Source organism: Streptomyces sp. Ag109_G2-15 (assembly GCF_900215565.1).
In the GTDB taxonomy this organism is placed as follows: Bacteria; Actinomycetota; Actinomycetes; order Streptomycetales; family Streptomycetaceae; genus Streptomyces; species Streptomyces diastatochromogenes.
In genome coordinates, this window is the sequence record NZ_OCNI01000001.1 from 5777660 (window position 1) to 5801651 (window position 23992).

Here is a 23992-nt window from a genome sequence, read left to right on the forward strand (position 1 = left end):
CCATAAGGCGCCCCGGGTTGACCGCCGGGCACCGGTCCTGGTGACTCCAAAACTTGACGCATGTTCATCTTCAATCCCGGGGATACCGGCGGTAACGTCCGGCCCACCCCCGTCGGGAGGAGCTGCCATGCCACGGCGCACCCCACGCAACGTGTTGTTCGACAAACTGAGAACTCCCCGCAGGCTCACCGGGTTCCTGAAGACGGCATCCGTATGCGTTCTGATCGCAGGAGTGCTCTCCCCGCTCACCCAGGCAGCGGCGGCGAAGAGCGCCACGGCCTCGAACGACTACTGCGGCGGCCAGTGTTCGGACATCCTGCCGCCCGGCGAGAACGGCAACGCCACCCTCGCCCAGATCCTGCTCAACCAGGCCTTCGGCACCCAGCCCTCCCATGCCGAGGACCAGCTCGGCCCGTACGCCAACCTGGCGACCGGCTACTCGGGGCTCACCGACGCGAAGATCAACACCTTCTTCAACGACGCCTCGTTCGGCGTCCCTTCCGACCAGGTCGCCTCCACCGAGAAGCCGGCCGGCCGCAGTGACGTGACGATCGTCCGCGACAAGAAGGCCGGTGTGCCGCACATCACAGGCACCACCCGGTACGGCACCGAGTTCGGCGCCGGGTACGCGGCCGCCGAGGACCGGCTGTGGCTGATGGACGTGTTCCGGCACGTGGGCCGCGGCCAGCTGACCACGTTCGCCGGCGGCGCGGCCGCCAACCAGGGGCTTGAGCAGCAGTTCTACCGCAACGCGCCGTACACCGAGGCCGACCTGCAGGCGCAGATCGACAACGCCATCGCGAAGAACGGCGCCCGCGGCCAGCAGGCCCTCGCCGACGCCAACGCCTACCTCGACGGCATCAACTCCTACATCGACGCCTCCGACAGCGGCCGTTACTTCCCCGGCGAGTACGTCCTGACCGGCCACAAGGACTCCATCACCAACGCCGGCACCATCGACCACTTCAAGATCGCCGACCTGGTGGCGCTCGGCTCCGTCATCGGCTCGCTGTTCGGCTCCGGAGGCGGCGGCGAGGTCAACAACGCCCTCTCGCTGATCGCCGCCCAGTCCAAGTACGGCGTGGAGCAGGGCACCAAGGCCTGGGAGTCCTTCCGCGAGCGCAACGACGCCGAGGCCGTCCTGACCGTCCACAACGGCGAGAGCTTCCCGTACGCGTCCAAGCCCGACGACCCCCAGGGCGAGGCCCTGCCCGACCCCGGCTCGGTGACCCAGGAGCCGCTGGTCTACGACCGCACGGGCAGCGCCGCCACCGCGAGCGCCAAGAGCACGTCCGCCACGGCCGCCAAGACCACCCTCAGCTCCGCCAAGCGCGGGATGTCCAACGCCCTCGTGGTCAGCGGCAAGTACACGGCCAGCGGTCACCCGATCGCCGTCTTCGGCCCGCAGACCGGCTACTTCGCCCCGCAGCTGCTCATGCTGCAGGAGATCCAGGGCCCGGGCATCAGCGCCCGCGGCGCCTCCTTCGCCGGCCTGAGCATGTACGTCGAGCTGGGCCGCGGCCAGGACTACTCCTGGAGCGCGACCACCTCGGGCCAGGACATCATCGACACCTACGCCGTCGAGCTGTGCCAGGACGACTACCACTACCTGTACCACGGCACCTGCACCGCGATGGACAAGGTCGAGCAGAAGAACGCGTGGAAGCCGACGACCGCCGACGGCACCGCGGCGGGGTCGTACACCATGCGGGTGTGGCGGACGAAGTACGGACCCGTGGAGTACCGCGCCACCGTCGGCGGCAAGAAGGTCGCCTACACCACCCTGCGCTCCTCCTACCTGCACGAGGCCGACTCGATCATCGGCTTCCAAATGCTGAACGACCCCGACTACGTCAAGGGCCCGAAGGACTTCCAGAGCGCGGCCCAGCACATCAACTACACCTTCAACTGGTTCTACGCCGACTCCCAGCACACCGCGTACTACAACAGCGGTGACAACCCGGTCCGGGCGAGCGGTGTCGACGCCGAGTTCCCGGTGTGGGGGCAGCAGGCGTACGAGTGGCGGAACTGGGACCCGGCCACCAACACGGCCGACTACACCCCGGCCGCCGCGCACCCCAACTCCGTCGACCAGGACTACTACATCTCCTGGAACAACAAGCAGGCCAAGGACTACACGACCGCGTCCTGGGGCGACGGGTCCGTGCACCGCGGCAACCTCCTCGAGGACCGGGTGAAGAAGCTGGTCGCGGCCGGCGGGGTGACCCGTACGAAGCTGGTGCAGGCCATGGCGAACGCGGCCCTCGCCGACCTGCGCGCCGAGGACGTGCTGCCCAAGCTGCTGAAGGTGGTCAACTCCTCCCCGGTGACCGACTCGACGGCCGCCGACGCGGTGAGCAAGCTCCAGGCCTGGGTGACCGCGGGCGCCAAGCGCACCGAGACCTCGGCCGGTTCGAAGACGTACGCCAACGCCGACGCGATCCGCATCCTGGACGCGTGGTGGCCGCTGCTGGTGAAGGCGGAGTTCGAGCCCGGCCTGGGCAGCGATCTGTACGGCGCGTTCACCGCCAACCTGCCCGTGGACGAGGCCCCGTCCGCCGGCCACGGCCCGACCGGCTCGCACGCCGGAAGCTCCTTCCAGTACGGCTGGTGGAGCTATGTCGACAAGGACATCAGGGCGGTGCTCGGCGAGTCCGTGCAGGGCGGTCTCGCGCAGAAGTACTGCGGCGGCGGCAGCCTCAGCGCCTGCCGGGACACCCTGATCAGCACCCTCAAGCAGGCCGCGGGCCTGACCGCCGCCCAGGTCTACCCGGGCGACGACCAGTGCTCGGCCGGCGACCAGTGGTGCGCCGACTCGATCGTCCAGCGCACCCTGGGCGGCATCAAGCACGGCAAGATCAGCTGGCAGAACCGGCCGACCTTCCAGCAGGTCGTGGAGTACACGTCACACCGGTGACGTCCGGACGGCGGCGGGTCAGGCGATGCGGCCCGCCGCCAGCACCACCCGCGCCAGCTCGGGGTGCACGATGTCGCTGTGCGCCCCGGCCGGCGGACCCCCGCGGTGGACGACCGCGGACGCGTCGACGTTCACACAGCCCGAGCCGGGCAGCGCCCCGTTGAGAGCCGCGGCGAGGTCCAGCTTCGTGGTGCCCGGTACCGCCTGCACTCCGTCGTGCCCCATGGCTCCCCACTCGGGGCCCAGCACGGCCGCGATGTCGACGCCCAGGAGCGAGTTGTCGTCCCCCGCGAGACGCGAGGCGAGCGGATAGAAGGTGCCGAGCGCCGCGTCGAAGTGCGAGTAGCAGCACACCAGCGGGCCGTCGATCCGCTGGTGCCGGTCCTTGAGCGCCCCCGCGGTGTCCGGCTCCTGGGGCAGCCGGGCCGCGAACGCATAGTGCGAGAAGGCTCCCTGCAGCAGCGTCACGGACTTCACCGTGCGCACTCCGTCGGGCAGCCCGCGCAGCGCGAACGCCACCAGCCGCCCGCCGAAGCTGTGTCCGACCAGATGCACCCGCACACCGGCAGCCGCATGGGCCAACTGCCCGATGAAGGGCCCGAGTCCGTGCTCGCCGACCTTCCCGGCCCGCCGCTTCATCGTGTAGTACGTCGCCTGCCGCAGCAGTTCCTTGGCGCCCTCCCACGGGTTCGGCAGGCTGAAGTCGGCGCGCGCCCCGGTCAGGGCGTGGGCGAACTCCTCGCAGGCGGTCTCCGTGTCCCGGCTGAACGCGACGGGCTCGCCCTCTTGCGAGGTGTCCGCCGCGGCGAGCGGCTGCGGTGTCCCGACCAGCTGCCGCACCAGCTGCCCGAACTGCGCCAACCCCTCGTCCCCGCCCGGCTGTTCGTCCAGCATCCGGGCCAGTCGGTCGAGCACGTCGGCCCGGTCCGGGAAGGTCTTCAGCAGCGCGCGCCGGGTGTCCGGGTCCAGCGCCGGGCCCGCCGCGAGAGTCGGCGCGGAGCCGGGGAAGTCCGGGATCGGCTCGTCGCAGAACCGCATCGACGGCCAGATCACCCCCATGTACCCGATCCGCGCCCTCGGCGCGAGCTTCGGGATCGGGGCGAAGAAACTCCGGTACAGCCTGGTGGCGCCCGAGCGGTCATTGTTCCAGCCGTGCGCGAAGACGATCAGGTCACGGACGCCCTGGTCCGTGACCTGCGCCAGCAGCCGGTCGCGTTCGGGGCCGTCCACGTCCCCGTCCGCATCGAAGGTCAGCTCCCAGTAGGGAGTCACGCTCATCCCAGGATCCGCCATGCAAGGCTCCCTCGTCCCCCGAACGATGCGATGTGGGCGTATCGTCCTGCGGCGGAGCAGAGTTGGCCATACAGCGCGGGTCACTTGTAGAGCAGATATTCCTTTCGAACACTCCGGAAAGCCGCCAGCTCCTCCTGCCAGCCGGCGACCACCTCGTCCGTGCCCGCTCCCGCGTCGATCATCGTCCGCACCCGGGTGGAGCCGGTGAGCTTGTCGATCCAGTTGTCCGACCGCCAGGCGAAGCCGTCCCAGACCTTCCGCGCGGTCACCAGCAACGCGATCCCGGTGCGCACGGGGTCGTAGGCGGCCCGGTCCCGCACATGGATCTGCACGCCCCCGACGGTCTTGCCCTGGAACTTGGAGAAGGTGGGCGTGAAGTACGCCTCCCGGAACCGCACACCCGGCAGCCCGAGTTCGTTGACCGCGGCGGCCCACCGCCCGTCGACGCCCTCGGCGCCGAGGAGTTCGAAGGGCCGGGTCGTGCCGCGCCCCTCGGAGAGGTTGGTGCCCTCGAACATGCAGGTGCCCGAGTACACCAGCGCGGTGTCCGTGGTCGGCATGTTCGGGCTCGGCGGCACCCAGGGCAGACCGGAGGCGTCGTAGAACCGCGTGCGCTTCCAGCCCGTCATCAGGACGGTCTCCAGCGGGACGGGCGCGCTCAGGAACTCCCCGTTGAACAGCCGGGCCAGCTCGGCGACCGTCATGCCGTGCGCCTGCGCGACGGGCTGCCGGCCGACGAAGGTGGCGAACTCCTTGTGCAGGACGGGACCCTGGGCGGAGCGGCCGGTCACCGGGTTCGGGCGGTCGAGTACGACGAACCGCTTGCCGGCGAGCTGGGCCGCCTCCATGCAGTCGTACAGGGTCCAGATGTACGTGTAGAAGCGGGCGCCCACGTCCTGGATGTCGAAGACGATCGTGTCGACGCCGGAGGCGGTGAAGATGTCGGCGAGGGGGCGGCCGCTCTTCAGGTACGTGTCGTAGACCGGCAGGCCGGTCGCCGGGTCGTCGTAGCGGCCCTCGGAGCCGCCGGCCTGGGCGGTGCCGCGGAAGCCGTGCTCTGGGCCGAAGACTGCGGTGAGTTTTACGCGGGGGTCGGTGTGCATCACGTCGACGATGTGGCTGGCGTCTCTCGTGATGCCCGTGGGGTTGGTGACGACGCCGACGCGCTGGCCGCTGAGGAGGGCGTATCCGTCGGCTGCGAGTCTTTCGAAGCCTGTGCTTGGGTGATCGGCTGCTGCTGCCGGTGTTGCTCCGAGCGAGGCGGTTGCTGTGGCCGCTGCGAGTAAGGCTCTTCTGGACAGGTGCATGGGGTGACCTCCACGTTGAGCGCTCCCGCAGGCAGTGTGGCAGGCTGCGGGCCGTCTGTGGTTGATCGCGCCCACGCGGCGGAGCCGCACATCGATACAGCCCCGCGCCCCTGACGAGCCGACCCTTCCCTACCTACATACCGACTGGTTAGTCTGGAGCGCCAGAGCCGATGCGCGCCGCGCGAAGTCGTGTCGAAGGAGACCGATGGTGGAAACCGTGCAGGATGCGGGAGTGGTCGTCACCGGGGCGGGTGGGGGGATCGGGGCCGCGCTCGCCCGTAGGTTCGCTGCGGAGGGGGCCCGAGTGGTGGTGAACGACCTGGATGCCGACAAGGCCAAGGCGGTGGCGGACGAGATCGGTGGGACCGCCGTGCCGGGGGACGCCTCCGCGATCGTCGGTGACGCCCGTGACGCGCTCGGTGGCAGCGTGGACGTGTTCTGTGCCAATGCCGGTGTCGCCTTCGAGGACGCGGGTGCCGGTGAGGCGCTCGACGAGAAGGCCTGGGCGCTGTCCTGGGACGTCAATGTGATGGCCCATGTCCGGGCGGCCAACGCGCTGCTGCCGGAGTGGCTGGAGCGCGGCCGTGGGCGTTTCGTCTCCACCGTGTCGGCCGCCGGGCTCCTCACCATGATCGGCGCACCCTCCTACAGCGTCACCAAGCACGGCGCGCTGGCCTTCGCCGAGTGGCTGTCGCTCACGTACCGCCACCGGGGTGTCAAGGTCCACGCCATCTGTCCCCAGGGCGTCCGCACCGACATGCTGGCCGCCACCGGCAGCGCCGGTGACCTGGTGCTGCAGCCGACCGCGATCGAGCCGGCGGCGGTCGCCGAGGCGCTGTTCCAGGGCATCGAGGAGGACCGCTTCCTGATCCTGCCGCACCCCGAGGTCGCCGAGTACTACCAGGCGCGGGCCACCACGCCCGACCGCTGGCTCGCCGGCATGAACCGCGTCCAGCAGAAGTGGGAGGCCACCCGGTGAGCGCCTCCCCGTACGCGGCGCGGCCCTGGCTGGCCCTGCTCAACGAGGTCCAGCGGGGGCCGATCGAGCCCGCCGATTCGCTCGTGCACGCCCTGCGTGACGCGGTCGCCGCAGCCCCCCACCGGACCTTCCTCGCCTACTTCGACGCCCGGCTGAGCTACCGCGAGGTCGACGAGCTGAGCGACTCCGTCGCCGCCCACCTCGCGGGGCGCGGTCTGGAGCGGGGCGACCGGGTCGCCGTCCTGCTGCAGAACTCCCCGCACTTCGTCCTGGCCGTCCTCGGCGCCTGGAAGGCGGGCGCGACGGTGGTGCCCGTCAACCCCATGTACAAGTCGGCCGAGGTCGCCCATGTGCTGCGGGACGGCGAGGTCGCCGCGCTGGTCTGCACCGACCGGGCCTGGGAGTCGTATCTGCGGGACACGGCCGGTGACTCGCCGCTGCGGATCGTGCTCACCGCGTGCGAGCTGGACTTCCAGACGCGGGACGACGCGCGCGTGTTCACCTTCGAGCGGCTGCCCCAGGCCCCCGACGCCGACGACCTCGTGGCCGTCGCCCGGCAGGGCGGCAAGGCGCCCGAGGGCCGCGACCCGCGCCCCGGCGACATCGCGCTGATCAGCTACACCTCGGGCACCAGCGGCACCCCGAAGGGCGCCACCAACACGCACGGCAACATCATGCACAACGCCGAGCGCCAGCGGACGGGGCTCGCGCTGCCCGAGGCGCCCGTCTACTACGCGCTCGCGCCCCTGTTCCACATCACCGGGATGGTCAGCGAGTTCGCGACCTGCCTCAACAGCGTGGGCACCCTGGTGCTCGCCTACCGCTTCGAGCCCGGCGTCGTCCTGGACGCCTTCGCCGAGCACCGCCCGCACTACACGGTCGGCCCGTCCACCGCCTACATGGCGCTGGCCGCCCACCCGGACGCCACCCCGGAGCACTTCGCCTCCTTCGTGAACATCGCCTCGGGCGGCGCCCCCGTGCCGCCCGCCCTGGTCGAGAAGTTCCGCGCCCGCTGCGGCCGGTACATCCGCACCGGCTACGGGCTGACGGAGTGCAGCGGGGCCGCCGCGGCCGTCCCGCCCGGCCTGGAGTCTCCGGTCGACCCCGTCTCCGGGACGCTGGCCGTCGGCCTGCCCGGCGCCGACACCGTCGTGCGCATCCTGGACGAGCAGGGCGCGGAGGTGCCCTTCGGCGAACAGGGCGAGATCGTCGTACGAGGGCCCCAGGTGGTCCCGGGCTACTGGCGGCGCCCCGAGGCCACCGCCGAGACCTTCCCGGACGGCGAGCTGCGCACCGGCGACATCGGCTTCATGGACCCACAGGGCTGGCTCTACGTCGTCGACCGCAAGAAGGACATGATAAACGCGTCCGGCTTCAAGGTGTGGCCGCGCGAGGTCGAGGACGTCCTCTACACCCATCCGGCGGTGCGCGAGGCGGCCGTCGTCGGCGCCCCCGACGGCTATCGCGGGGAGACCGTCAGGGCCTACGTCAGCCTCCGCCCGGGCGCCGAGGCGGACCCGGATGAACTCGCGGTGTACTGCAAGGAGAGACTGGCCGCGTACAAGTACCCGCGCCAGGTGGAGATCCTGCCCGAGTTGCCCAAGACGACGAGTGGGAAGATCCTCCGTCGGGAACTGCGTTCCCGCGCCCAGGACAATCACGCCCACGACAATCAGCAGTAACGACGGAAAGGCAGGTGGCGGCAGTGCCCAGGACGACGGACGGAGACGGGACGCCCGTTCCGCAGCGGCTGCTGAACGCCGCCACCCGCCTCTTCGCCGAGCAGGGCTACGACCGCACCTCGGTGCAGGAGATCGTTGAGGCGGCCGGCGTCACCAAGGGGGCGCTGTACCACTACTTCGGCTCCAAGGACGACCTTCTGCACGAGGTGTACGCGCGCGTGCTGCGAGTCCAGCAGGAGCGGCTGGATCACTTCTCCACCATGGACGCGCCGGTGGAGCAGCGGCTCAGAGGCGCAGCGGCGGACGTGGTCGTCACGACCATCGAGAGCCTCGACGACGCGATGATCTTCTTCCGCTCCATGCACCATCTGAGCCCGGAGAAGAACAAGCAGGTGCGCGCCGAGCGCCGGCGCTACCACGAGCAGTTCCGCGCGCTCATCGAGGAGGGCCAGCGCGAGGGCGTCTTCTCCACGGCGACCCCCGCCGACCTGGTCGTGGACTACCACTTCGGTTCCGTGCACCACCTGTCGACGTGGTACCGCCCGGACGGCCCCCTCACCCCCCAGCAGGTCGCCGATCACCTCGCCGACCTGCTGCTGCGGGCGCTGCGGCCGTAGCCTCGCGGACATACGTGTAAGGGGCGGTCGCCCATGGCTACCGCCCCTTACACACGCCTTCTACAGGTACTTCTTCAACTCCCGCCGCGCCAGCGACCGCTGGTGCACCTCGTCCGGGCCGTCCGCGATCATCAGGGTGCGTGCCCCCGCGTACAGCTCGGCCAGCGGGAAGTCCTGGCTCACACCGCCCGCGCCGTGCAGCTGGATCGCGCGGTCGATGATGTCGACCACCGCGCGCGGTGTGGCGATCTTGATGGCCTGGATCTCCGTGTGCGCGCCCCTGTTGCCGACCGTGTCCATCAGCCAGGCCGTCTTCAGCACCAGCAGCCGCAGCTGCTCGACCGTCACCCGGGCGTCCGCGATCCAGTTGTGGACCACGCCCTGCTGGGCCAGCGCCTTGCCGAAGGCCGTACGGGACACCGCCCGGCGGCACATCAGCTCGATCGCCCGCTCGGCCATGCCGATCAGCCGCATGCAGTGGTGGATCCGGCCGGGGCCGAGGCGGGCCTGGGCGATGGCGAAGCCGCCGCCCTCCTCGCCGATCAGGTTGGCGACGGGCACGCGCGCGTGGTCGAAGATCACCTCGGCGTGGCCGCCGTGGTAGTGGTCCTCGTAGCCGAAGACCTGCATCGCGCGCCGGACGGTGACGCCCGGGGTGTCGCGCGGGACCAGGACCATGGACTGCTGGCGCCGGATGTCCGTCCCGTCCGGGTCCGTCTTGCCCATGACGATGAAGATCTTGCAGTCGGGGTTCATCGCCCCGGAGATGTACCACTTGCGGCCGGTGACGACGTACTCGTCGCCGTCCCGCTCGATGTGCGTGGTGATGTTGGTGGCGTCGGAGGAGGCCACGTCCGGCTCGGTCATCGCGAACGCCGAGCGGATCTCACCGGCCAGCAGCGGCTCCAGCCACTGCTTCTTCTGCTGCTCGTCGCCGAACTGGGCGAGCACCTCCATGTTGCCGGTGTCCGGCGCCGCGCAGTTGAGCGCCGTGGGCGCGAGCTGCGGGGAGCGGCCGGTGATCTCGGCGAGCGGCGCGTACTGGAGGTTCGTCAGCCCGGCGCCGTACTCGGTGTCCGGCAGGAAGAGGTTCCACAGGCCCTGCCTGCGCGCCTCCGCCTTCAGTTCCTCGACCACGGCCGGGGTGTCCCAGGGGGAGGCCAGCGCGGCCCGCTGCTCCTCGGCCACCGCCTCCGCCGGATACACGTGCTCGTCCATGAAGGCGAGCAGCTTGCCGCGCAGCTCCTCCGTACGCGCGTCGAACGCGAAGTCCATGTCCGGTCAGCCTTCCTGAAGAGTGGTCAGTCCGTGGTCGATGAAGACGGGCACGAGTTCGCCGATGCGGTCGAAGCCGCGCCCGACCGTCTGGCCGAGCGTGTACCGGTAGTGGATGCCCTCCAGGATCACGGCGAGCTTGAACCAGGCGAACGCCGTGTACCAGGAGACGGCGGAGACATCGCGCCCGGAGCGCGCGGCGTACCGCTCGATCAGCTCCTGCGGGGACGGGTGCCCGGGGGCCTCCGCGGTCGTGGACACCGGCGACTCGGGCATCCCGAGCGGCTGGCTGTACATCACCAGCAGACCCAGGTCGGTCAGCGGATCGCCGAGCGTCGACATCTCCCAGTCGAGGATCGCCTTGATCCGGTCGTCGTCGCCGATCAGGACGTTGTCCAGCCGGTAGTCGCCGTGCACGACGGCGGGCGCGGGGGAGGTGGGCAGGGCGCGTCCGAGGGCCGCGTGCAGCTCGTCGATGCCGGCCAGCTCGCGGTTGCGGGAGGCGTCCAGCTGCTTGCCCCAGCGGCGCAACTGGCGGTCCAGGAAGCCCTCGGGCCGGCCGAAGTCCGCGAGGCCCACCTCGGCGGGGTCCACCGCGTGCAGTCCGACCAGCGTGTCCACCAGGGACAGCACCGCGTTCCGGGTGCGCTCCGCGCCCAGCGGGGCGAGCTGCTGGGCGGTGCGGTACGGGGTGCCCTCGACGAACTCCATGACGTAGAACGGCGCGCCCAGCACCTCCTCGTCCTCGCACAGCAGCACCGGGCGGGGGACCGGCACGTCCGTCGGGTGCAGCGCGCTGATCACCCGGTGCTCGCGCCTCATGTCGTGCGCGGTGGCCAGGACGTGGCCCAGCGGGGGCCGTCGTAGGACCCACTTCGAGGTGCCGTCGGAGAGCGCGTAGGTGAGGTTCGACCGTCCGCCCTCGATCAGCCGTCCGGTCAGCGGGCCGTTCACCAGACCGGGCCGCTCACGGTCGAGCAGGCCGTGCAGCCGGTCGAGATCGAGTCCGGGCGGGTGGTCGGCGCTCATACATCACTCCTACGAACGGCTGAACAAGAACAGGACTCATGATGCCGACCGGTCGGTATGTCGTCCAGTGCAAGTGCCGAACGTGGCGCGAAACGTGACCGGAGCCACGATAGGCCGACGGCTCCCCGCGCGCTGCCCGGGGAGCCGTCGGCCGTGGTGCGACGAGGGTCAGTGGTCGTCCCAGTGGTCCCCGTGCTCGGCGTGCCGGTGCCCGTCGTGCAGGTAGTCGACGTGGTCGCCGTGCTGCACCTGCGCGTGCCCGCACTCCTCGTGGTGCACGTGCTCGTGGCCCGCGTGCGCGGTGTGGCCGGCCGGTTCGCACTCGTCCCAGTGGCCGCCGTGCTCGCGGTGCAGATGGCCGTCGTGTGCGTAGTCGAGGTGGTCGAGGTGCGGCACGGCGGTGTGCCCGCAGCCGGGGCCGTGGCTGTGGGTGCCGTGCTCGGTGTGTTCCTGGTGGAGGGTGGTCATGGGTTCACCTTCGGGGGGTGCGGAACGGTGACGACCGACAGGCTACGCGCGCGGACGGTACATATCGGGGCATACGGGTTGCGTGGCGTGCGAGTACCCCGGAGGGTCGAGGGCATGAAGGCCATCAGCTACAGCCGCTACGGCGGACCGGAGGTGCTGGAGTACGGGGAGGTCCGCGACCCGAAGGTCGGCCCGGACGAGGTGCTGGTCAAGGTGCGCGCGGCGGCGGTCAACCCGGTCGACTGGAAGTGCCGCGAGGGCTATCTCGACACCGTCCTGGACGCCGTCTTCCCCGTCGTCCCCGGCTGGGACGTGAGCGGGGTCGTGGTGCAGCCCGGTGTCGCGGTGCCGGAGTTCGCCGTCGGCGACGAGGTCATCGGCTATGTCCGCGAGGACTTCCTGTCCCGGGGCACCTTCGCCGAGTACGTCGCCGCGCCCGTGCGCACGCTGGCCCGCAAGCCGCGCAACCTGTCCTTCGAGGAGGCCGCCGGGCTGCCGCTGGCCGGGCTGACCGCCTACCAGGTCCTCGTGAAGGCGCTGGAGGTCAAGCGGGGCGAGACCGTGCTGGTGCACGCGGCGGCCGGCGGGGTCGGCTCGCTGGCCGTCCAGATCGGCGTCCACCTGGGCGCCCGGATGATCGGCACGGCGAGCGAGCGCAACCACGACTTCGTACGGGGCCTCGGCGGCGAGCCGGTCGCCTACGGCGAGGGCCTGGCCGAACGGGTGCGCGGACTGGCTCCCGAGGGTCTGGACGCGGTCTTCGACACCGTCGGCGGCGACACGCTGAGGACCTCCGCCAACCTGCTCGCTCCCGAGGACCGGCTGGCGTCCATCGCCGACGCCGAGGTGCTGAGCTACGGCGGCCGCTACTGCTTCGTCCGCCCCGACGCCGCGGACCTGGGGAAGCTGTCCGAGCTGGCCGAGCAGGGGACCGTGTCCGTACACGTCCAGGAGACCTTCCCGCTGGAGCGGGCGGCGGACGCGCACCGACTGAGCGAGGAGGGGCGCACCCGCGGCAAGATCGTGGTCACGGTGGACTGGGAGAGCGAGGAAGGTGTCGCCTGAGCCGCCCGGAAACCGCCTAGAACACGAGGACGGCCGCGCACGCGGCCATCGCCACCGTGCACAGCACCGCCGCCGTCGCGTGCCGGGGTGCCAGCGCGGCCGGGCGCGGGCTCGTCGTGAGCGCGCGGATCCGGCGGTGGGCCACCCACAGGAAGCCCAGCCAGAGCGCACAGCACAGGGCGCACAGGGCGACGCCGAGGGCCGAGGCCCCGCCGTGCAGCGCGGTCTTCACGGCGAGCACGGCCGCCACGGTGCTCGACAGCGTCGTACGCCGCCAGGCCAGCCGGGTGCGCTCCGGCTGCAGCCCGGGATCCCGGGCCTCGGTGCTCACCCCGCCCATCCGACCAGCACCACCACGACCATCGCGACGGCCACCACCGCGACCACCAGGCTCAGCACCGCCGGGAACCGGGACGCCGGCAGGTCCTCGCCCCGCCGCATCGCCCGCTCGCAGCGCACCCAGTGGTTCACCGCCCGCAGCGAGCACAGCACACCGGCGCCGAGCAGCGCGAGCGCCAGGCCGACCCGCCACGCCCAGCGCAGGTCCGGCAGGAACTGGTCCACCGCGAAGCCCCCGCCGATCAGCGCGAGGGCGGTCCGCAGCCAGGCCAGGAACGTGCGCTCGTTGGCCAGCGAGAACCGGTAGTCGGGGGTGCTGCCCTCTTCCCGTACCTGTTCCGGGGCGAACCAGAGCCGGACGTTCCGCACGAATTCGATCACGCGCAGGACCCTACCGGGGTGTCACCGGGCCGACCGGAGCGCCCTCAGCCGCTCGTACGCCGCCAGCCCGTCCGGCACCCACTCCCACTCGGTGAGCCGCCGCTCCACCTCGTCCTCGGGCAGGAAGTCGTGCCACTGGACCTCCTCCGGCTGGGGCCGTACCGGAAGGTCGCACCGCACCTCGTACACCGCCGACCACCAGCTGTTCCCGGCCCCGTCGTCGTACAGGAACTTGAAGAGGTACGCCGGCCGGGGCAGACCGGTGACGCCCAGCTCCTCCTCCGCCTCCCGCAGCGCCGCCTCGTCGTAGGACTCGCCGGCGCCCACGACCCCGCCGACGAACATGTCGTAGAGGGCGGGGAACACCAGCTTGGTCGCGGTGCGGCGGTGCACGAAGAGCCGCCCGGCCGCGTCCCGGGCCTGGATGAAGACGCACCGGTGGCGCAGGCCCTTGGCGTACGCCTCGCCGCGCGCGGCCTGGGCGACGACCCGGTCGTGCTCGTCGACGATGTCGAGGATCTCGTCAGCAGGGTTCATGCCCGTATCCAAGCAGGACCCCTGGGCAGGGGCTCAGCGTGCCTGGAGGTCCCTCGTGGGCTCCGTCTCCGCGCCGCACGGCATCGCCGGGTGCAGCCCGAGCAGCACGATGCCCCCGACGATCGCCGCGAGCCCCGCCGCCTCCCAGGCCAGCGCCCCGGTGTCGGTGCGCAGCCGGTCGCCGAGGAAGCCCACGCCGCACAGGATGCCGGCGAGCGGCTGGGCGGCGGTGAGGGCGGGCAGCGACATGCGCAGCTCAGCGGTCTCGAAGGCGCTCTGCACCAGGACGAGACCGGTGACGCCCAGAGCGAGCACACCGTACGGCTGCCAGCCGGTGAACAGCTCCGTGAAGCCGCCCTCGGCGAAGCGGGTGCCGCTCACCCGGGTCAGCGCGTCCTGTACGCCGTACAGCAGCCCGGCGGCGGTGGCCAGCAGCACCGGACCCCAGCTCAGCCGGGACCGCTTGGCGTACGTCGTGAGCACCATGGCCGCGCCGAGCATCGCGCCGATGATCAGCCAGTGCCGCACCGGGTCGGCGACCGCGCTGCCGCCGCGCGGCTCGCCCGCCATGATGAACGCGGTCACGCCGCCCGCGAGCAGCGCGAGGCCGGTCCAGCCCTGGCGCCCCAGGGGCTGTCTGGTCTGGTGGCGGGAGAGGGCGAGCGCGAACAGCAGGTTCGTCGCGAGCAGCGGCTCGACCAGGGAGATCTCGCCCTTGCCCAGGGCGACGGCACCCAGCGCCATGCCGGCCACCATCAGGGCGATACCGCCGAGCCAGCGCGGTACCCGCATCAGGTCGAGCAGCAGCCGGAACGACAGGAAGTCGCCGAGCGGTGCCTTCTGGGCGACGTTCTGCTGGAGCACGAACCCGAAGCCGACGCAGCAGGCCGCACTCACGGCGAGAAGGAGAACCAGAACGGACACGCTGCGTACCTCGATCATCCGGCCGGACCACGGACGCGTAGTGGCCGACTGTAGCGCTCCCGGGGCCGCATTGCCCCGGAGAGTGCCCGGAACCGGGCAGTTGACTGGGTCACGATGCTGCGCCGAGCGGGGCTCCGGCGCCATGGCGTACGCCACACCTGGCTCAAGTACCCCTCCTCGTACGTTGGTTGAACGCAGTAACACCCGGGTTCCGCTTGACGCAAACCTTGGCTGGGGGTTTGCTGTGCGTGATCGGTCGATGGCAGCCCGAGAATCAGGAAGTCCTGCGGTGACCCCACTCCCGCCTCTGCTCGGCGTTCGCCGGGCCCCCACGGACCAGTCCGGCGACACCGCCCCGGACGACTCCAGCGCGTTAGAAGCCGGCTTCGACGACGCGCTCGGCGACGCCGAACTCCTCGCCGCCCGGGCCGCGTTGACCCAGGGCCGCTGGCAGGTCGCCCGCTCGCTGCTGCTGCACACCGGCGACGACTGGGACCGGCGGGGTCACCGGGCCACCGTGCTCGCCGGGGAGCCGTACGCCGCCGCCTGGGCCCACGACTGGCTGCTCGCCGAGCCCGGCTCCGCCGACGCCGCCACCCTGCACGCCCTCGCCCTGGTCCGGCGCACCCTGCGCGGCAAGGACGACGCCGAGCGGGCCCGCGAGGCATGCCGCACCGCCGCCGCGCTCGCCCCCGCCGACCCCACCCCCTGGCTCGGCCTGCTCCGGCTGGCCCGCACCCGGGGCCCGGAGAACGAGGTGCTGCGCGCGTTCGCGGAACTCCGGGCGCGCCACCCCGAGCACCACCACGGACACCACCTGCTGGTCGCCCGGCTCGCCGAGCGGCCCCAGGGCGGCCGGGCCGAGTCCCACGAGGTGTACGACCTCGCCGAGCTGGCCGCCGCCCAGGCCCCCGCCGACTCCCCGCTGGCCGTCCTGCCGGTGGTCGCCTACGCCGAGCGCTACCGGGTCCTGGCCGCCACCGGGCTGGCCCCCGCCGACCCGGTCGGCTCCGGGCACTGGTCCGGCCCCCGGGCCCGCCGGATCCTGCGCGCGGCCTTCGACTGGTGGCTGGAGTGGGAGCACGACGACCACCCCCGCCGCCACACCGACCTCAACCACCTGGCGTTCGCCATGTCCTGCGCCGGCCGCCCGGCCGAGGCGGCGGCCCTCTTCCAGCGCATCGGCCGCCACGCCACCCGGGCCCCCTGGTCCTACCCGCACCGCGACGCGTGGCAGGCCTTCCGCACCGCCCGCTGCCGCGCACTCGGCCGGGCGTTTCCTGAGACGTAGTTTCCTGGGACATGGGTGAGAAGTGATTACGGAAGTCTGACCGGCCGCCGTACACCCTGGCCCGGGAAAGGCCGGAAGTGCTCGAATGAGTAGGTGAAACCTGAACCGACCGAGGAACCGGAGGGCAGGCCGATCGGCCGCCGTGTCTTCCTCGGCACCCTCGGCCTGGGCGCCCTCGGCGTCGCGGCCGCGCCGGTGCTGCAACGCGGCCTGGAGGGCTTCCTCGGCAGCATCTCCGGCAAGGACCCCACGGGCCTGACCGGCCTGCTGCCCAACGGCGGCGGCTTCCGCTACTACTCGGTCGCCGCGTCCGTCCCGCACAAGGGCCCCGCCGACTACCGGCTCACCGTAGACGGCCTGGTCGACCACCCGCACACCTACACCCTCGCCGACCTGCGCGCCCTGCCGCAGACCCGGCTGGTCAAGGACGTCCAGTGCGTCACCGGCTGGCGGGTGCCGGGCACCCCCTTCGAGGGTGTAAGGCTCTCCCACCTGCTGGACGCCGCGGGCGTCCAGGCCACCGGCAAGGCCATCCGCTTCACCTGCTTCGACGGCACCTACACCGAGAGCCTCACCCTCGACCAGGCCCGCCGCCCGGACGTCCTGGTCGCCCTGCGTATGCAGGACAAGGACATCGGCCACGACCACGGCGGCCCGGTCCGCCTCTACGTCGCCCCCATGTACTTCTACAAGTCGGCCAAGTGGCTCTCCGGGATCACCGTGACCGACGAGGTCCGGCCCGGCTACTGGGAGAAGCTCGGCTACGACGTCGACGCCTGGGTCGGCCGCTCGAACGGACGGACCGATGAGCCTACGAGCTGAGACCCCGGCCCCGCCGAGCGCCCGCGTCCACCGCTTCACCCACGCCGAGCGGTGGGTGCACCGCACCACGGCCGCGCTGATGGGCGTGTGCGTGGTCACCGCGGCCTGCCTCTACATCCCGCAGCTGGCCGTGCTGGTCGGGCGCCGCGAACTGGTCGTACGCATCCACGAGTGCGCCGGGCTGGCCCTGCCCGTCCCCGTCCTGCTGGGCCTGGCCTCCCGGGCCTTCCGAGCCGACCTGCGGTTCCTCAACCGCTTCGGCCCGCACGACCGCATGTGGCTGCGCGCGGCCCTCGTCCGCGACAAGCGCCACTCGTCCCGCCCGGCGGGCAAGTTCAACGCCGGCCAGAAGGTCTACGCGGCCTGGATCGCCGGGGCCACCCTGGTCATGCTCGGCACCGGCCTGATGATGTGGTTCACCCACCTCACCCCGCTGATGTGGCGCACCTCGGCGACCTTCGTCCACGACTGGCTGGCCCTGACCATCGGCGTGGTCCTGGCCGGCCACATCGGCATGGCACTGGGCGATCCGGAGGCGCGCCGGGGACTGCGGACCGGGTCGGTGAGCAGGGAGTGGGCGAAGCGGGAACACCCGTTGTGGCGTCCGTGACGCCGCACGAACGGTGTCTTCCTAGACTTGAAGGGTGGCCCGGCCCAATGAGGAGGTCGAGGCGCTCCTGCAGGAGTACGCGGACCTCATCGCGATCACGGGAGGCGACGCCTTCAAGGCGCGCGCCTACGAGAAGGCCGCGCGTGCCATCGGCGGCCATCCCGCGGACATCTCCCAGCTGGACGCCGACGGCCTGAAGGAGATCCCGAACGTGGGCAGGTCGATCGCCGAGAAGGTGATCGAGTACCTGCGCACCGGCACCATGGCCGTGGTCGAGGAGCGCCGGGCGAAGATCCCCGCCGGGGTACGGGAGCTGATCACGATCCCCACGCTCGGCCCGAAGAAGGCCCTGCGGCTCTACGAGGACCTGCACATCTCCTCGGTGGACGAGCTGGCCAAGGCCATCGAGGCGGACGCGCTGGCCGATCTGAAGGGGTTCGGCGAGAAGACGCAGGAGAACATCCTGCACGGGATCCAGCTGCTGCGGCAGGCGGGCGACCGTATCCCGGTCCACCTGGCCCTCGACACCGCCGAGGAGATCGTCGCCGAACTGTCCGCGGTGACCGGCTGCAAGCGCTGTGCCTACGCCGGATCGCTGCGGCGCATGCGGGAGACCATCGGCGACATCGACATCCTCGTCGCGGCGAACCGGTCGGCACCCTTCATGGACGCCCTCGTCTCGCTGCCGTCGACCGCGGAGGTGATCGCCCACGGCGAGAAGAAGACGTCGATCCGCACCCACAAGGGCGTCCAGGTGGACCTGCGGGTGCTGCCGCCCACGTCGTGGGGCGCCGGGCTGCAGTACTTCACCGGCTCCAAGGGGCACAACATCCGCACCCGCACCATCGCCGTCCACCAGGGGCTCAAGCTCTCCGAGTACGGCCTGTTCGACGCCGAGAGCGGGGAGTCGCTCGCCTCCCGCACGGAGGAGGAGGTCTACGACCGGCTCGGCCTGCCCTGGATCCCGCCGACGCTGCGGGAGGACCGCGGGGAGATCGAGGCCGCCCTGCACGGCGAGCTGCCCGAGGTGCTGACCGAGCGGGACATCCGCGGCGACCTGCACACCCACACGGACCTCACCGACGGCCTCGCACCGCTGGAGACGATGCTGGAGGCCGCCGCCGCACGCGGCTACGCCTACTACGCGGTCACCGACCACGCACCCAACCTGTACATGCAGCGCATGACCGACGAGAAGATCCTCGCCCAGCGGGAGCAACTGCGGGCGCTGGACGGCACCTTGGGCAGGATGCGGCTGCTGCACGGCACGGAGCTGAACATCGGCCCCGACGGCGACGTGGACTGGCCGGACGACTTCCTGGCCGGATTCGACCTGTGCGTGGCCTCCCTGCACTCCCACTTCGACCTGGACCGGAAGGCGATGACCCGGCGGCTCGTGCGGGCCTGCGAGAACCCGTACGTCAACGTCATCGGCCACCCGACCACCCGGCTCGTCGGCAAGCGCCCGGGTGTCGACGCCGACTGGGACGAGGTGTTCGCCGCCTGCGCCCGCACCGGCACCGCGCTGGAGGTCAACGCCCAGCCCGACCGGCTGGACCTGCGCGACGAGGACATCCTGCGGGCCAGGCGGTTCGGGGTGAAGTTCGCCGTCGACACCGACGCCCACTCCGTCCTCCACCTCGACCAGCTGCGCTACGGCGTCGGCACCGCACAGCGCGGCTGGCTCACCAAGGAGGACGTGATCAACACCTGGCCCCTGACCCGCCTGCGCAAGTTCCTGCGCAAGAGCGGGCGCGCCTGAACCCGACTCGCACCGGGCGGACTCGACCCCCCGGTCTCACCGCAGGGCCCGCACCGTGAGCGTGCCGTCGTCCGCGTTCTCGACCCGGGTGCCGAGATCACGGCTGCACCGGTCCAGAGTGGCGCGCAGCCACGCGGTGTCCTCGGCCGACGCGTGCTCCAGACGCATCCGGCGCGCCTGGAGCGGCACCATCCGCAGGCCGGTCAGCCGGCCGGTGCCGGGTTCGAGCGAGGCCAGGTACAGCAGCCGCAGGTCGTCCCGGTAGCGCTCGTAGCCGCCGATGCCCTCGTAGTCGTCGACGAGGTCACCGCAGCCGTACAGGACGAGCCGGTCCCGGTACACCTCCAGCGGACGCGGGTGGTGCGAGGAGTGGCCGTGGACCACGCTCACGCCCGCGTCGACGAGCGCGTGCGCGAAACGGACCTCGGCACGGGAGACGCCGTACCCCCAGTTGGAACCCCAGTGCACGGAGGCGACCACGATGTCGTCCGGCCGGCCGGACTGCCGCAGACGGTCGGCGAATTCGGCCGCGGCGCCCTCGGTCGGGGCGGCGACCAGGGCAACCCCGGACCGCTCGGCGCCGGCCGCCCAGCTGTGCGGGATTCCGCTGGACGGCATCCCGAAGGAGAAGACCAGCACCCGTCCGCCCGACCGCAGCGGCACGGTCGCCGGCCGCCAGGCCTCGGCCTCGTCCCGGCCCGCACCCGCGCTGCGCAGCCCGGCCGCCGCCAGCGAGTCCAGCGTCTCGGCGAGGCCCGGCGGCCCGAAGTCGAGCACATGGTTGTTGGCGAGAACGCAGACGTCGGGGCGTGCCACGGCGAGACAGGGCAGGTTGGCCGGGTGCATCCGGTAGTGGACTCCCTTGCCCGGCGCGAAGTCGCCGTCCCGGGTGACGGCCGTCTCCAGATTGATCACCCGCACGTCGGTCGCCGCACGCTCCAGCACCGGCAGCGCCTCGCCCCAGGGCCAGGAGGGAGCCACCGGCCGCGGTACCGGACCGTTCGCCGCCTCCGCCAGGGCGACATAGTCGCGGGCGTCGTGCACATAGCCCTCCCGCAGGGCGGGGTCACCGGGGTGCGGGAGGATCTGGTCGACGCCCCGGCCGAGCATCACGTCACCGGCGAGGAACAGGGTGACGAGCCCCTCGGGCATGATCCCCACCTACACGTGTGCGGGTGCCATGTGGTCGGTGAACCAGTCGCGGGCCAGCTCGGTCACCCGCTCCAGCGTTCCGGACTCCTCGAACAGATGCGTGGCGCCGGGGACCACCTCGAGCCGGTTCTCGCACCGCAGTTGGGCCTGCGCCTCCCGGTTGAGGCCGAGCACCTGGATGTCGGCGCCGCCCACGATGAGCAGCGTGGGCGCCGTCACCTCGGGCAGCCGCGGCCCGGCGAGGTCGGGGCGGCCGCCGCGGGAGACGACCGCGGCGGGGCGGGCCGACGGTTCGGCGGCGGCCCACAGGGCGGCGGCCGCGCCGGTGCTGGCGCCGAAGTAGCCGATGGCGAGCCCTTCGACGTCGGGTTCCTCGCGCAGCCAGCCGGTGGCACCGGCCAGCCGCCCGGCCAGCAGCGCGATGTCGAACACGTTGGCCCGGTCGCGCTCCTCGTCCTCGGTGAGCAGGTCGAACAGCAGGGTGCCGAGACCGGCCCCGTTCAGTCCCTCGGCCACGAACCGGTTGCGCGGGCTGTGCCGGCTGCTGCCGCTGCCGTGGGCGAAGGCGACGACCCCGGTCGCGCCCTCGGGCAGGGTGAGCCGCCCGCGCAGCCGTACGGCACCCGCCGCCACCTCCACCTCGCGGTCCTCGGCGCCGGTGCCGGCGAACCGGTCGTGGCGCCTGGCGGCCTGCCGCAGACAGGCCGTGACCTCGTCGTCGCCGGTCTGGGTGAAGTCGCCGTAGAACTGGCCGATGGCGAAGAAGTCGTCCGGGGTGTCGAGGCAGACCAGTTCGTCGGCGTCCCCGCCGAGCCGCCGGGCGAAGTCGCGCGGTGCCACGGGGACCGCCAGCACGATGCGCGCGGCACCCCGGGCCCGGGCGATCCGGCAGGCCGCCCGCGCGGTCGAGCCGGTGGCCACCCCGTCGTCGACGACCACGACGGTCCGGCCGGCGACGCTGACGGGAGCGCGTTCGCCCCGGTAGCGGGCGGCCCGCTGCTCCAGCACCTGGCGCTCGTGCCGCTCGACCCGCTCCAGGGCCGCCTGGCCGACGCCGGTGCCGCGCAGCACCTCCTGGTTGATCACCCGTACGTCGCCCTCGCCGATCGCGCCCATCCCCAGCTCGGGCTGGTCGGGCACGCCCAGCTTCCGCACCAGGCAGACGTCCAGCGGCGCGTCGAGCGCCTCGGCGACCTCCGCGCCGACCGGCACCCCGCCGCGCGGCAGCCCGAGCACCACGACGTCCTGGCCCCTGAGGTATTCGAGGCGCAGGCCCAGCCGGCGCCCCGCCTCGATCCGGTCGGTGAAGAGCACGGCAGGGCTCCGTCATCCCTGGGCCGGCCAGAGCGGAGCGGGAGTCTCCGTCTCGGTCGCGCCCATCTCCTTCATGTCGCCCGCGGCCGCGCGCAGCAGCAGACGGCCCATGGCGATCAGCGCACGTCCGGCCGCGAGTTCGTCACCGATATCGGGCACCGCCGTGTCGTAGGGGTTCCTGCGGGCCTCCGCGTGGCTCTCCAGGACGTTGTCCCCGGTGTCCAGGATGATCCGGGCCGTGGTGTCCGGGTCGTGTTCGGACAGGTACAGGTTCAGCCGCCATTCCTTGACGGACGGAGGACGGTTGCTCAAGGGTCGAGTCATCGTCCGTCTCTCCTCACTGCGTGCGAGGCAACGGGACGCACCGGCGCGTCTCCTCTTCCACTGTGCACCGCGGCGGCGGTCGGCGCCTCCCCTGGTACGGGCAGAATGTGGGCCATGACCACGCGCACCTGCCCCTGCGGCCGTCCCGAGTCCTACGACGCCTGCTGTGGCCGCTTCCACTCGGGTTCCGCCGCCGCGCCCACCGCCGAGGCGCTGATGCGGTCGCGGTACAGCGCGTTCGTCAAGGGGGACGCCGGGTATCTGCTGCGGACGTGGCATCCCGGCACCCGGCCGGAGCGGCTGGACCTGGACCCGGGCATGAAGTGGACGGGGCTGGAGATCCTCGGCAGCACCGACGGGTCGGCCTTCCACACCACCGGCACCGTGACCTTCCGCGCCTCCTACCGCGGCGGCTCGCTGCACGAGCGCAGCCGGTTCGAGCGGGTGGACGGGGCGTGGGTGTACGTCGACGGGGACTTCCTCGACTGAAGCGACTGAAGCGACTGACGTGTCTAGGGCGCCAGGATGTCCAGCTCCTCGAGGGCGCCCATGGTGATCTCCCTGGTCAGCTGTTCGGCGCGGGCCGCGTCGCCCGCGCGTACCGCCTCCGCGACCTGGACGTGCAGGGTCACGGCCGCCGGATCGGGGTCCTCGAACATCACCTCGTGATGGGTGCGCCCGGCCAGCACCTCCGCGACGACGTCGCCGAGCCGGGCGAACATCTCGTTGCCCGAGGCCATGAGGATGACCCGGTGGAAGGCGACGTCGTGGACCAGGTACTCCTCCAGCCGGTGGCCGCGTGAGGTGGCCACCATCCCCAGCGCGCACTCGGTGAGTTCGGCGCACTGCTCGGCCGTGGCGTTCTTCGCGGTCAGGCCCGCCGCCACCGGCTCGACCGCCGAGCGCAGCACGGTCAGGGAGCGCAGCTGGTGCGGGCGGTCGGCGCCCGCGAGGCGCCAGCGGATGACCTGCGGGTCGTAGACGTTCCACTCGGCCTTGGGGCGGACCGTGACGCCCACCCGGCGGCGGGACTCGACCAGATGCATGGACTCCAGGACCCGGACCGCCTCGCGCATCACGGATCGCGACACCTCGAAGTGCTGGGCCAGTTCGTCGGTGCGCAGAACGCTGCCCGGAGGGTACTCGCCCGCAGTGATCGCGGGACCGAGGGTGTCCAGTACGTGGCCGTGCAGCCCCCGGCCCGGTGTGCTCATGCACTCAGAGTACGGCGTGGATCACGGAGCCAAAAAGTCAGACTTATATGTCACAGACTCTTGAATTCGTCGTACCTAATGGGTTTCAGTGTGGCGACGCCGGACGTCGGCGTCGGATGTCGAGGAAGACAGCGAGGCAGTCATGCGCACCCCCCAGGTCGTCGTCGTGATGGGCGTCGCCGGGACGGGCAAGACCACGATCGGTCCTCTGCTCGCCGCCCGGCTGGGCGTCCCGTACGCCGAGGGTGACGACTTCCACCCGCAGGCCAACATCGACAAGATGTCGGCCGGGATCCCGCTGGAGGACGCCGACAGATGGCCGTGGCTCGAGGCCATCGGTCACTGGGCGCACGAGCGGGCCGGGCTCGGCGGGGTGGTCAGCAGCTCGGCGCTGAAGCGGTCGTACCGCGACCGGCTTCGGTCCGTGGCTCCCGGGATCGTGTTCGTGCACCTCACGGGCGACCGGAAGCTCATCGAGGACCGGATGACCCACCGGCAGGGTCACTTCATGCCGACCGCCCTGCTGGACTCCCAGTTCGCCACGCTCCAGCCGCTGGAGCCGGACGAGAGGGGAGTCGCCGTGGATGTCAGCGGCGGCCCCCAGGAGATCACCGATCGAGCCGTGAAGGCACTCGACGCGCTTCCCGACATCCCCGCGTAGCACCTCACCCCCGTCCCCCGTACCTGCAA

Annotated in this window: 24 protein-coding genes; 11 read left to right on the top strand and 13 right to left on the bottom strand. The window is 71.7% G+C overall.

Annotated features, from left to right (window positions below; genetic code table 11):
- The first annotated feature begins 127 nt into the window (after positions 1-127).
- Positions 128-2917 (top strand): penicillin acylase family protein, encoded by a 2790-nt coding sequence (locus CRP49_RS26045; protein ID WP_097255582.1) that lies wholly within the window; start codon positions 128-130, stop codon positions 2915-2917.
- Between the two features lie 18 nt (positions 2918-2935).
- On the opposite strand, the gene CRP49_RS26050 is transcribed toward CRP49_RS26045, so the two are convergent.
- Complete coding sequence (locus CRP49_RS26050; RefSeq protein ID WP_179851751.1) at positions 2936-4210, bottom strand: serine-threonine protein kinase; 1275 nt, start codon at positions 4208-4210, stop codon at positions 2936-2938.
- An 80-nt stretch (positions 4211-4290) separates the two neighbouring features.
- Positions 4291-5517, bottom strand: coding sequence for an exo-beta-N-acetylmuramidase NamZ domain-containing protein (locus CRP49_RS26055; RefSeq protein WP_097255583.1), 1227 nt, complete (start codon positions 5515-5517; stop codon positions 4291-4293).
- Between the two features lie 205 nt (positions 5518-5722).
- Between CRP49_RS26055 and CRP49_RS26060 the strand changes: the two genes are divergently transcribed.
- Genes CRP49_RS26060 through CRP49_RS26070 form a run of 3 tightly spaced genes read left to right on the top strand, consistent with a single transcriptional unit; the run spans position 5723 to position 8795 of the window.
- A complete protein-coding gene (locus CRP49_RS26060) occupies positions 5723-6496 on the top strand; it encodes an SDR family oxidoreductase (RefSeq protein ID WP_097255584.1) in 774 nt (257 codons plus the stop codon).
- Complete coding sequence (locus CRP49_RS26065; RefSeq protein WP_097257536.1) at positions 6493-8178, top strand: class I adenylate-forming enzyme family protein; 1686 nt, start codon at positions 6493-6495, stop codon at positions 8176-8178. Before CRP49_RS26060 ends, CRP49_RS26065 begins: the two co-directional genes overlap by 4 nt.
- 23 nt (positions 8179-8201) lie before the next feature.
- Positions 8202-8795, top strand: coding sequence for a TetR/AcrR family transcriptional regulator (locus tag CRP49_RS26070; protein WP_097257535.1), 594 nt, complete (start codon positions 8202-8204; stop codon positions 8793-8795).
- 60 nt (positions 8796-8855) lie between these two features.
- On the opposite strand, the gene CRP49_RS26075 is transcribed toward CRP49_RS26070, so the two are convergent.
- The 3 genes from CRP49_RS26075 to CRP49_RS26085 all read right to left on the bottom strand — a co-directional run bounded on the left by CRP49_RS26075 (position 8856) and on the right by CRP49_RS26085 (position 11567).
- Complete coding sequence (locus tag CRP49_RS26075; protein WP_097255585.1) at positions 8856-10070, bottom strand: acyl-CoA dehydrogenase; 1215 nt, start codon at positions 10068-10070, stop codon at positions 8856-8858.
- Between the two features lie 6 nt (positions 10071-10076).
- Entirely contained in the window at positions 10077-11099 is a 1023-nt protein-coding gene (locus CRP49_RS26080) for a phosphotransferase family protein (protein ID WP_097255586.1), read from the bottom strand.
- A 168-nt stretch (positions 11100-11267) separates the two neighbouring features.
- Complete coding sequence (locus CRP49_RS26085) at positions 11268-11567, bottom strand: hypothetical protein (protein WP_097255587.1); 300 nt, start codon at positions 11565-11567, stop codon at positions 11268-11270.
- A gap of 114 nt (positions 11568-11681) precedes the next feature.
- Here CRP49_RS26085 and CRP49_RS26090 point away from each other — a divergent pair, with 114 nt between their 5' ends.
- A complete protein-coding gene (locus CRP49_RS26090) occupies positions 11682-12632 on the top strand; it encodes an NADP-dependent oxidoreductase (protein ID WP_097255588.1) in 951 nt (316 codons plus the stop codon).
- Positions 12633-12648: 16 nt separating this feature from the next.
- Here the strand turns inward: CRP49_RS26090 and CRP49_RS26095 are convergent, their stop codons facing one another.
- Genes CRP49_RS26095 through CRP49_RS26110 form a run of 4 tightly spaced genes read right to left on the bottom strand, consistent with a single transcriptional unit; the run spans position 12649 to position 14831 of the window.
- The gene (locus CRP49_RS26095) at positions 12649-12963 is read right to left on the bottom strand and encodes a DUF202 domain-containing protein (RefSeq protein ID WP_373560368.1); all 315 of its coding nucleotides are present in this window, start codon (positions 12961-12963) and stop codon (positions 12649-12651) included.
- A complete protein-coding gene (locus CRP49_RS26100) occupies positions 12960-13352 on the bottom strand; it encodes a YidH family protein (protein ID WP_097255590.1) in 393 nt (130 codons plus the stop codon). Before CRP49_RS26100 ends, CRP49_RS26095 begins: the two co-directional genes overlap by 4 nt.
- A 21-nt stretch (positions 13353-13373) precedes the next feature.
- Positions 13374-13889, bottom strand: coding sequence for an NUDIX hydrolase (locus CRP49_RS26105; protein WP_097255591.1), 516 nt, complete (start codon positions 13887-13889; stop codon positions 13374-13376).
- A gap of 33 nt (positions 13890-13922) precedes the next feature.
- Complete coding sequence (locus CRP49_RS26110; protein ID WP_179851752.1) at positions 13923-14831, bottom strand: DMT family transporter; 909 nt, start codon at positions 14829-14831, stop codon at positions 13923-13925.
- Positions 14832-15102: 271 nt separating this feature from the next.
- Between CRP49_RS26110 and CRP49_RS26115 the strand changes: the two genes are divergently transcribed.
- From CRP49_RS26115 to polX, 4 genes are all read left to right on the top strand, one after another.
- The gene (locus tag CRP49_RS26115) at positions 15103-16104 is read left to right on the top strand and encodes a hypothetical protein (RefSeq protein ID WP_097255592.1); all 1002 of its coding nucleotides are present in this window, start codon (positions 15103-15105) and stop codon (positions 16102-16104) included.
- Between the two features lie 93 nt (positions 16105-16197).
- On the top strand, positions 16198-16926 hold the full coding sequence (locus CRP49_RS26120) for a molybdopterin-dependent oxidoreductase (RefSeq protein ID WP_097255593.1): 729 nt from the start codon (positions 16198-16200) through the stop codon (positions 16924-16926).
- Positions 16910-17536, top strand: coding sequence for a cytochrome b/b6 domain-containing protein (locus tag CRP49_RS26125; RefSeq protein ID WP_097255594.1), 627 nt, complete (start codon positions 16910-16912; stop codon positions 17534-17536). Before CRP49_RS26120 ends, CRP49_RS26125 begins: the two co-directional genes overlap by 17 nt.
- A 34-nt stretch (positions 17537-17570) precedes the next feature.
- Positions 17571-19298: a DNA polymerase/3'-5' exonuclease PolX gene (gene polX, locus CRP49_RS26130; RefSeq protein ID WP_097255595.1), complete on the top strand. Its 1728-nt coding sequence runs from the start codon at positions 17571-17573 to the stop codon at positions 19296-19298.
- Between the two features lie 36 nt (positions 19299-19334).
- Here the strand turns inward: polX and CRP49_RS26135 are convergent, their stop codons facing one another.
- The 3 genes from CRP49_RS26135 to CRP49_RS26145 are packed head-to-tail and all read right to left on the bottom strand — an operon-like array spanning position 19335 to position 22088.
- Positions 19335-20450 carry a CapA family protein gene (locus CRP49_RS26135; RefSeq protein WP_097255596.1) on the bottom strand — a complete coding sequence of 372 codons (1116 nt, stop codon included), beginning with the start codon at positions 20448-20450 and terminating at the stop codon, positions 19335-19337.
- A 9-nt stretch (positions 20451-20459) separates the two neighbouring features.
- On the bottom strand, positions 20460-21764 hold the full coding sequence (locus CRP49_RS26140; protein ID WP_097255597.1) for a phosphoribosyltransferase: 1305 nt from the start codon (positions 21762-21764) through the stop codon (positions 20460-20462).
- Between the two features lie 12 nt (positions 21765-21776).
- Complete coding sequence (locus CRP49_RS26145) at positions 21777-22088, bottom strand: dsRBD fold-containing protein (protein WP_094216774.1); 312 nt, start codon at positions 22086-22088, stop codon at positions 21777-21779.
- Between the two features lie 114 nt (positions 22089-22202).
- On the opposite strand from CRP49_RS26145, the gene CRP49_RS26150 reads away from it, so the two are divergent.
- Positions 22203-22577: a YchJ family protein gene (locus tag CRP49_RS26150; protein ID WP_097255598.1), complete on the top strand. Its 375-nt coding sequence runs from the start codon at positions 22203-22205 to the stop codon at positions 22575-22577.
- A gap of 23 nt (positions 22578-22600) precedes the next feature.
- On the opposite strand, the gene CRP49_RS26155 is transcribed toward CRP49_RS26150, so the two are convergent.
- Entirely contained in the window at positions 22601-23302 is a 702-nt protein-coding gene (locus CRP49_RS26155; RefSeq protein ID WP_094216776.1) for a FadR/GntR family transcriptional regulator, read from the bottom strand.
- A 142-nt stretch (positions 23303-23444) separates the two neighbouring features.
- On the opposite strand from CRP49_RS26155, the gene CRP49_RS26160 reads away from it, so the two are divergent.
- Positions 23445-23963, top strand: coding sequence for a gluconokinase (locus CRP49_RS26160; protein WP_097255599.1), 519 nt, complete (start codon positions 23445-23447; stop codon positions 23961-23963).
- Positions 23964-23992: the final 29 nt, after the last annotated feature.

What these genes read in the sequence shown, in the direction of transcription:
- CRP49_RS26135 (WP_097255596.1), bottom strand. Translation starts at nt 20,450, where the DNA reads ATGCCCGAGGGGCTCGTCACCCTGTTCCTCGCCGGTGACGTGATGCTC.
- CRP49_RS26090 (WP_097255588.1), top strand. Translation starts at nt 11,682, where the DNA reads ATGAAGGCCATCAGCTACAGCCGCTACGGCGGACCGGAGGTGCTGGAG.
- CRP49_RS26060 (WP_097255584.1), top strand. Translation starts at nt 5,723, where the DNA reads ATGGTGGAAACCGTGCAGGATGCGGGAGTGGTCGTCACCGGGGCGGGT.
- CRP49_RS26110 (WP_179851752.1), bottom strand. Translation starts at nt 14,831, where the DNA reads ATGATCGAGGTACGCAGCGTGTCCGTTCTGGTTCTCCTTCTCGCCGTG.
- CRP49_RS26105 (WP_097255591.1), bottom strand. Translation starts at nt 13,889, where the DNA reads ATGAACCCTGCTGACGAGATCCTCGACATCGTCGACGAGCACGACCGG.
- CRP49_RS26080 (WP_097255586.1), bottom strand. Translation starts at nt 11,099, where the DNA reads ATGAGCGCCGACCACCCGCCCGGACTCGATCTCGACCGGCTGCACGGC.
- CRP49_RS26050 (WP_179851751.1), bottom strand. Translation starts at nt 4,210, where the DNA reads ATGGCGGATCCTGGGATGAGCGTGACTCCCTACTGGGAGCTGACCTTC.
- CRP49_RS26160 (WP_097255599.1), top strand. Translation starts at nt 23,445, where the DNA reads ATGCGCACCCCCCAGGTCGTCGTCGTGATGGGCGTCGCCGGGACGGGC.
- CRP49_RS26055 (WP_097255583.1), bottom strand. Translation starts at nt 5,517, where the DNA reads ATGCACCTGTCCAGAAGAGCCTTACTCGCAGCGGCCACAGCAACCGCC.
- CRP49_RS26075 (WP_097255585.1), bottom strand. Translation starts at nt 10,070, where the DNA reads ATGGACTTCGCGTTCGACGCGCGTACGGAGGAGCTGCGCGGCAAGCTG.
- CRP49_RS26085 (WP_097255587.1), bottom strand. Translation starts at nt 11,567, where the DNA reads ATGACCACCCTCCACCAGGAACACACCGAGCACGGCACCCACAGCCAC.
- CRP49_RS26045 (WP_097255582.1), top strand. Translation starts at nt 128, where the DNA reads ATGCCACGGCGCACCCCACGCAACGTGTTGTTCGACAAACTGAGAACT.
- CRP49_RS26145 (WP_094216774.1), bottom strand. Translation starts at nt 22,088, where the DNA reads ATGACTCGACCCTTGAGCAACCGTCCTCCGTCCGTCAAGGAATGGCGG.
- CRP49_RS26155 (WP_094216776.1), bottom strand. Translation starts at nt 23,302, where the DNA reads ATGAGCACACCGGGCCGGGGGCTGCACGGCCACGTACTGGACACCCTC.
- CRP49_RS26150 (WP_097255598.1), top strand. Translation starts at nt 22,203, where the DNA reads ATGACCACGCGCACCTGCCCCTGCGGCCGTCCCGAGTCCTACGACGCC.
- CRP49_RS26125 (WP_097255594.1), top strand. Translation starts at nt 16,910, where the DNA reads ATGAGCCTACGAGCTGAGACCCCGGCCCCGCCGAGCGCCCGCGTCCAC.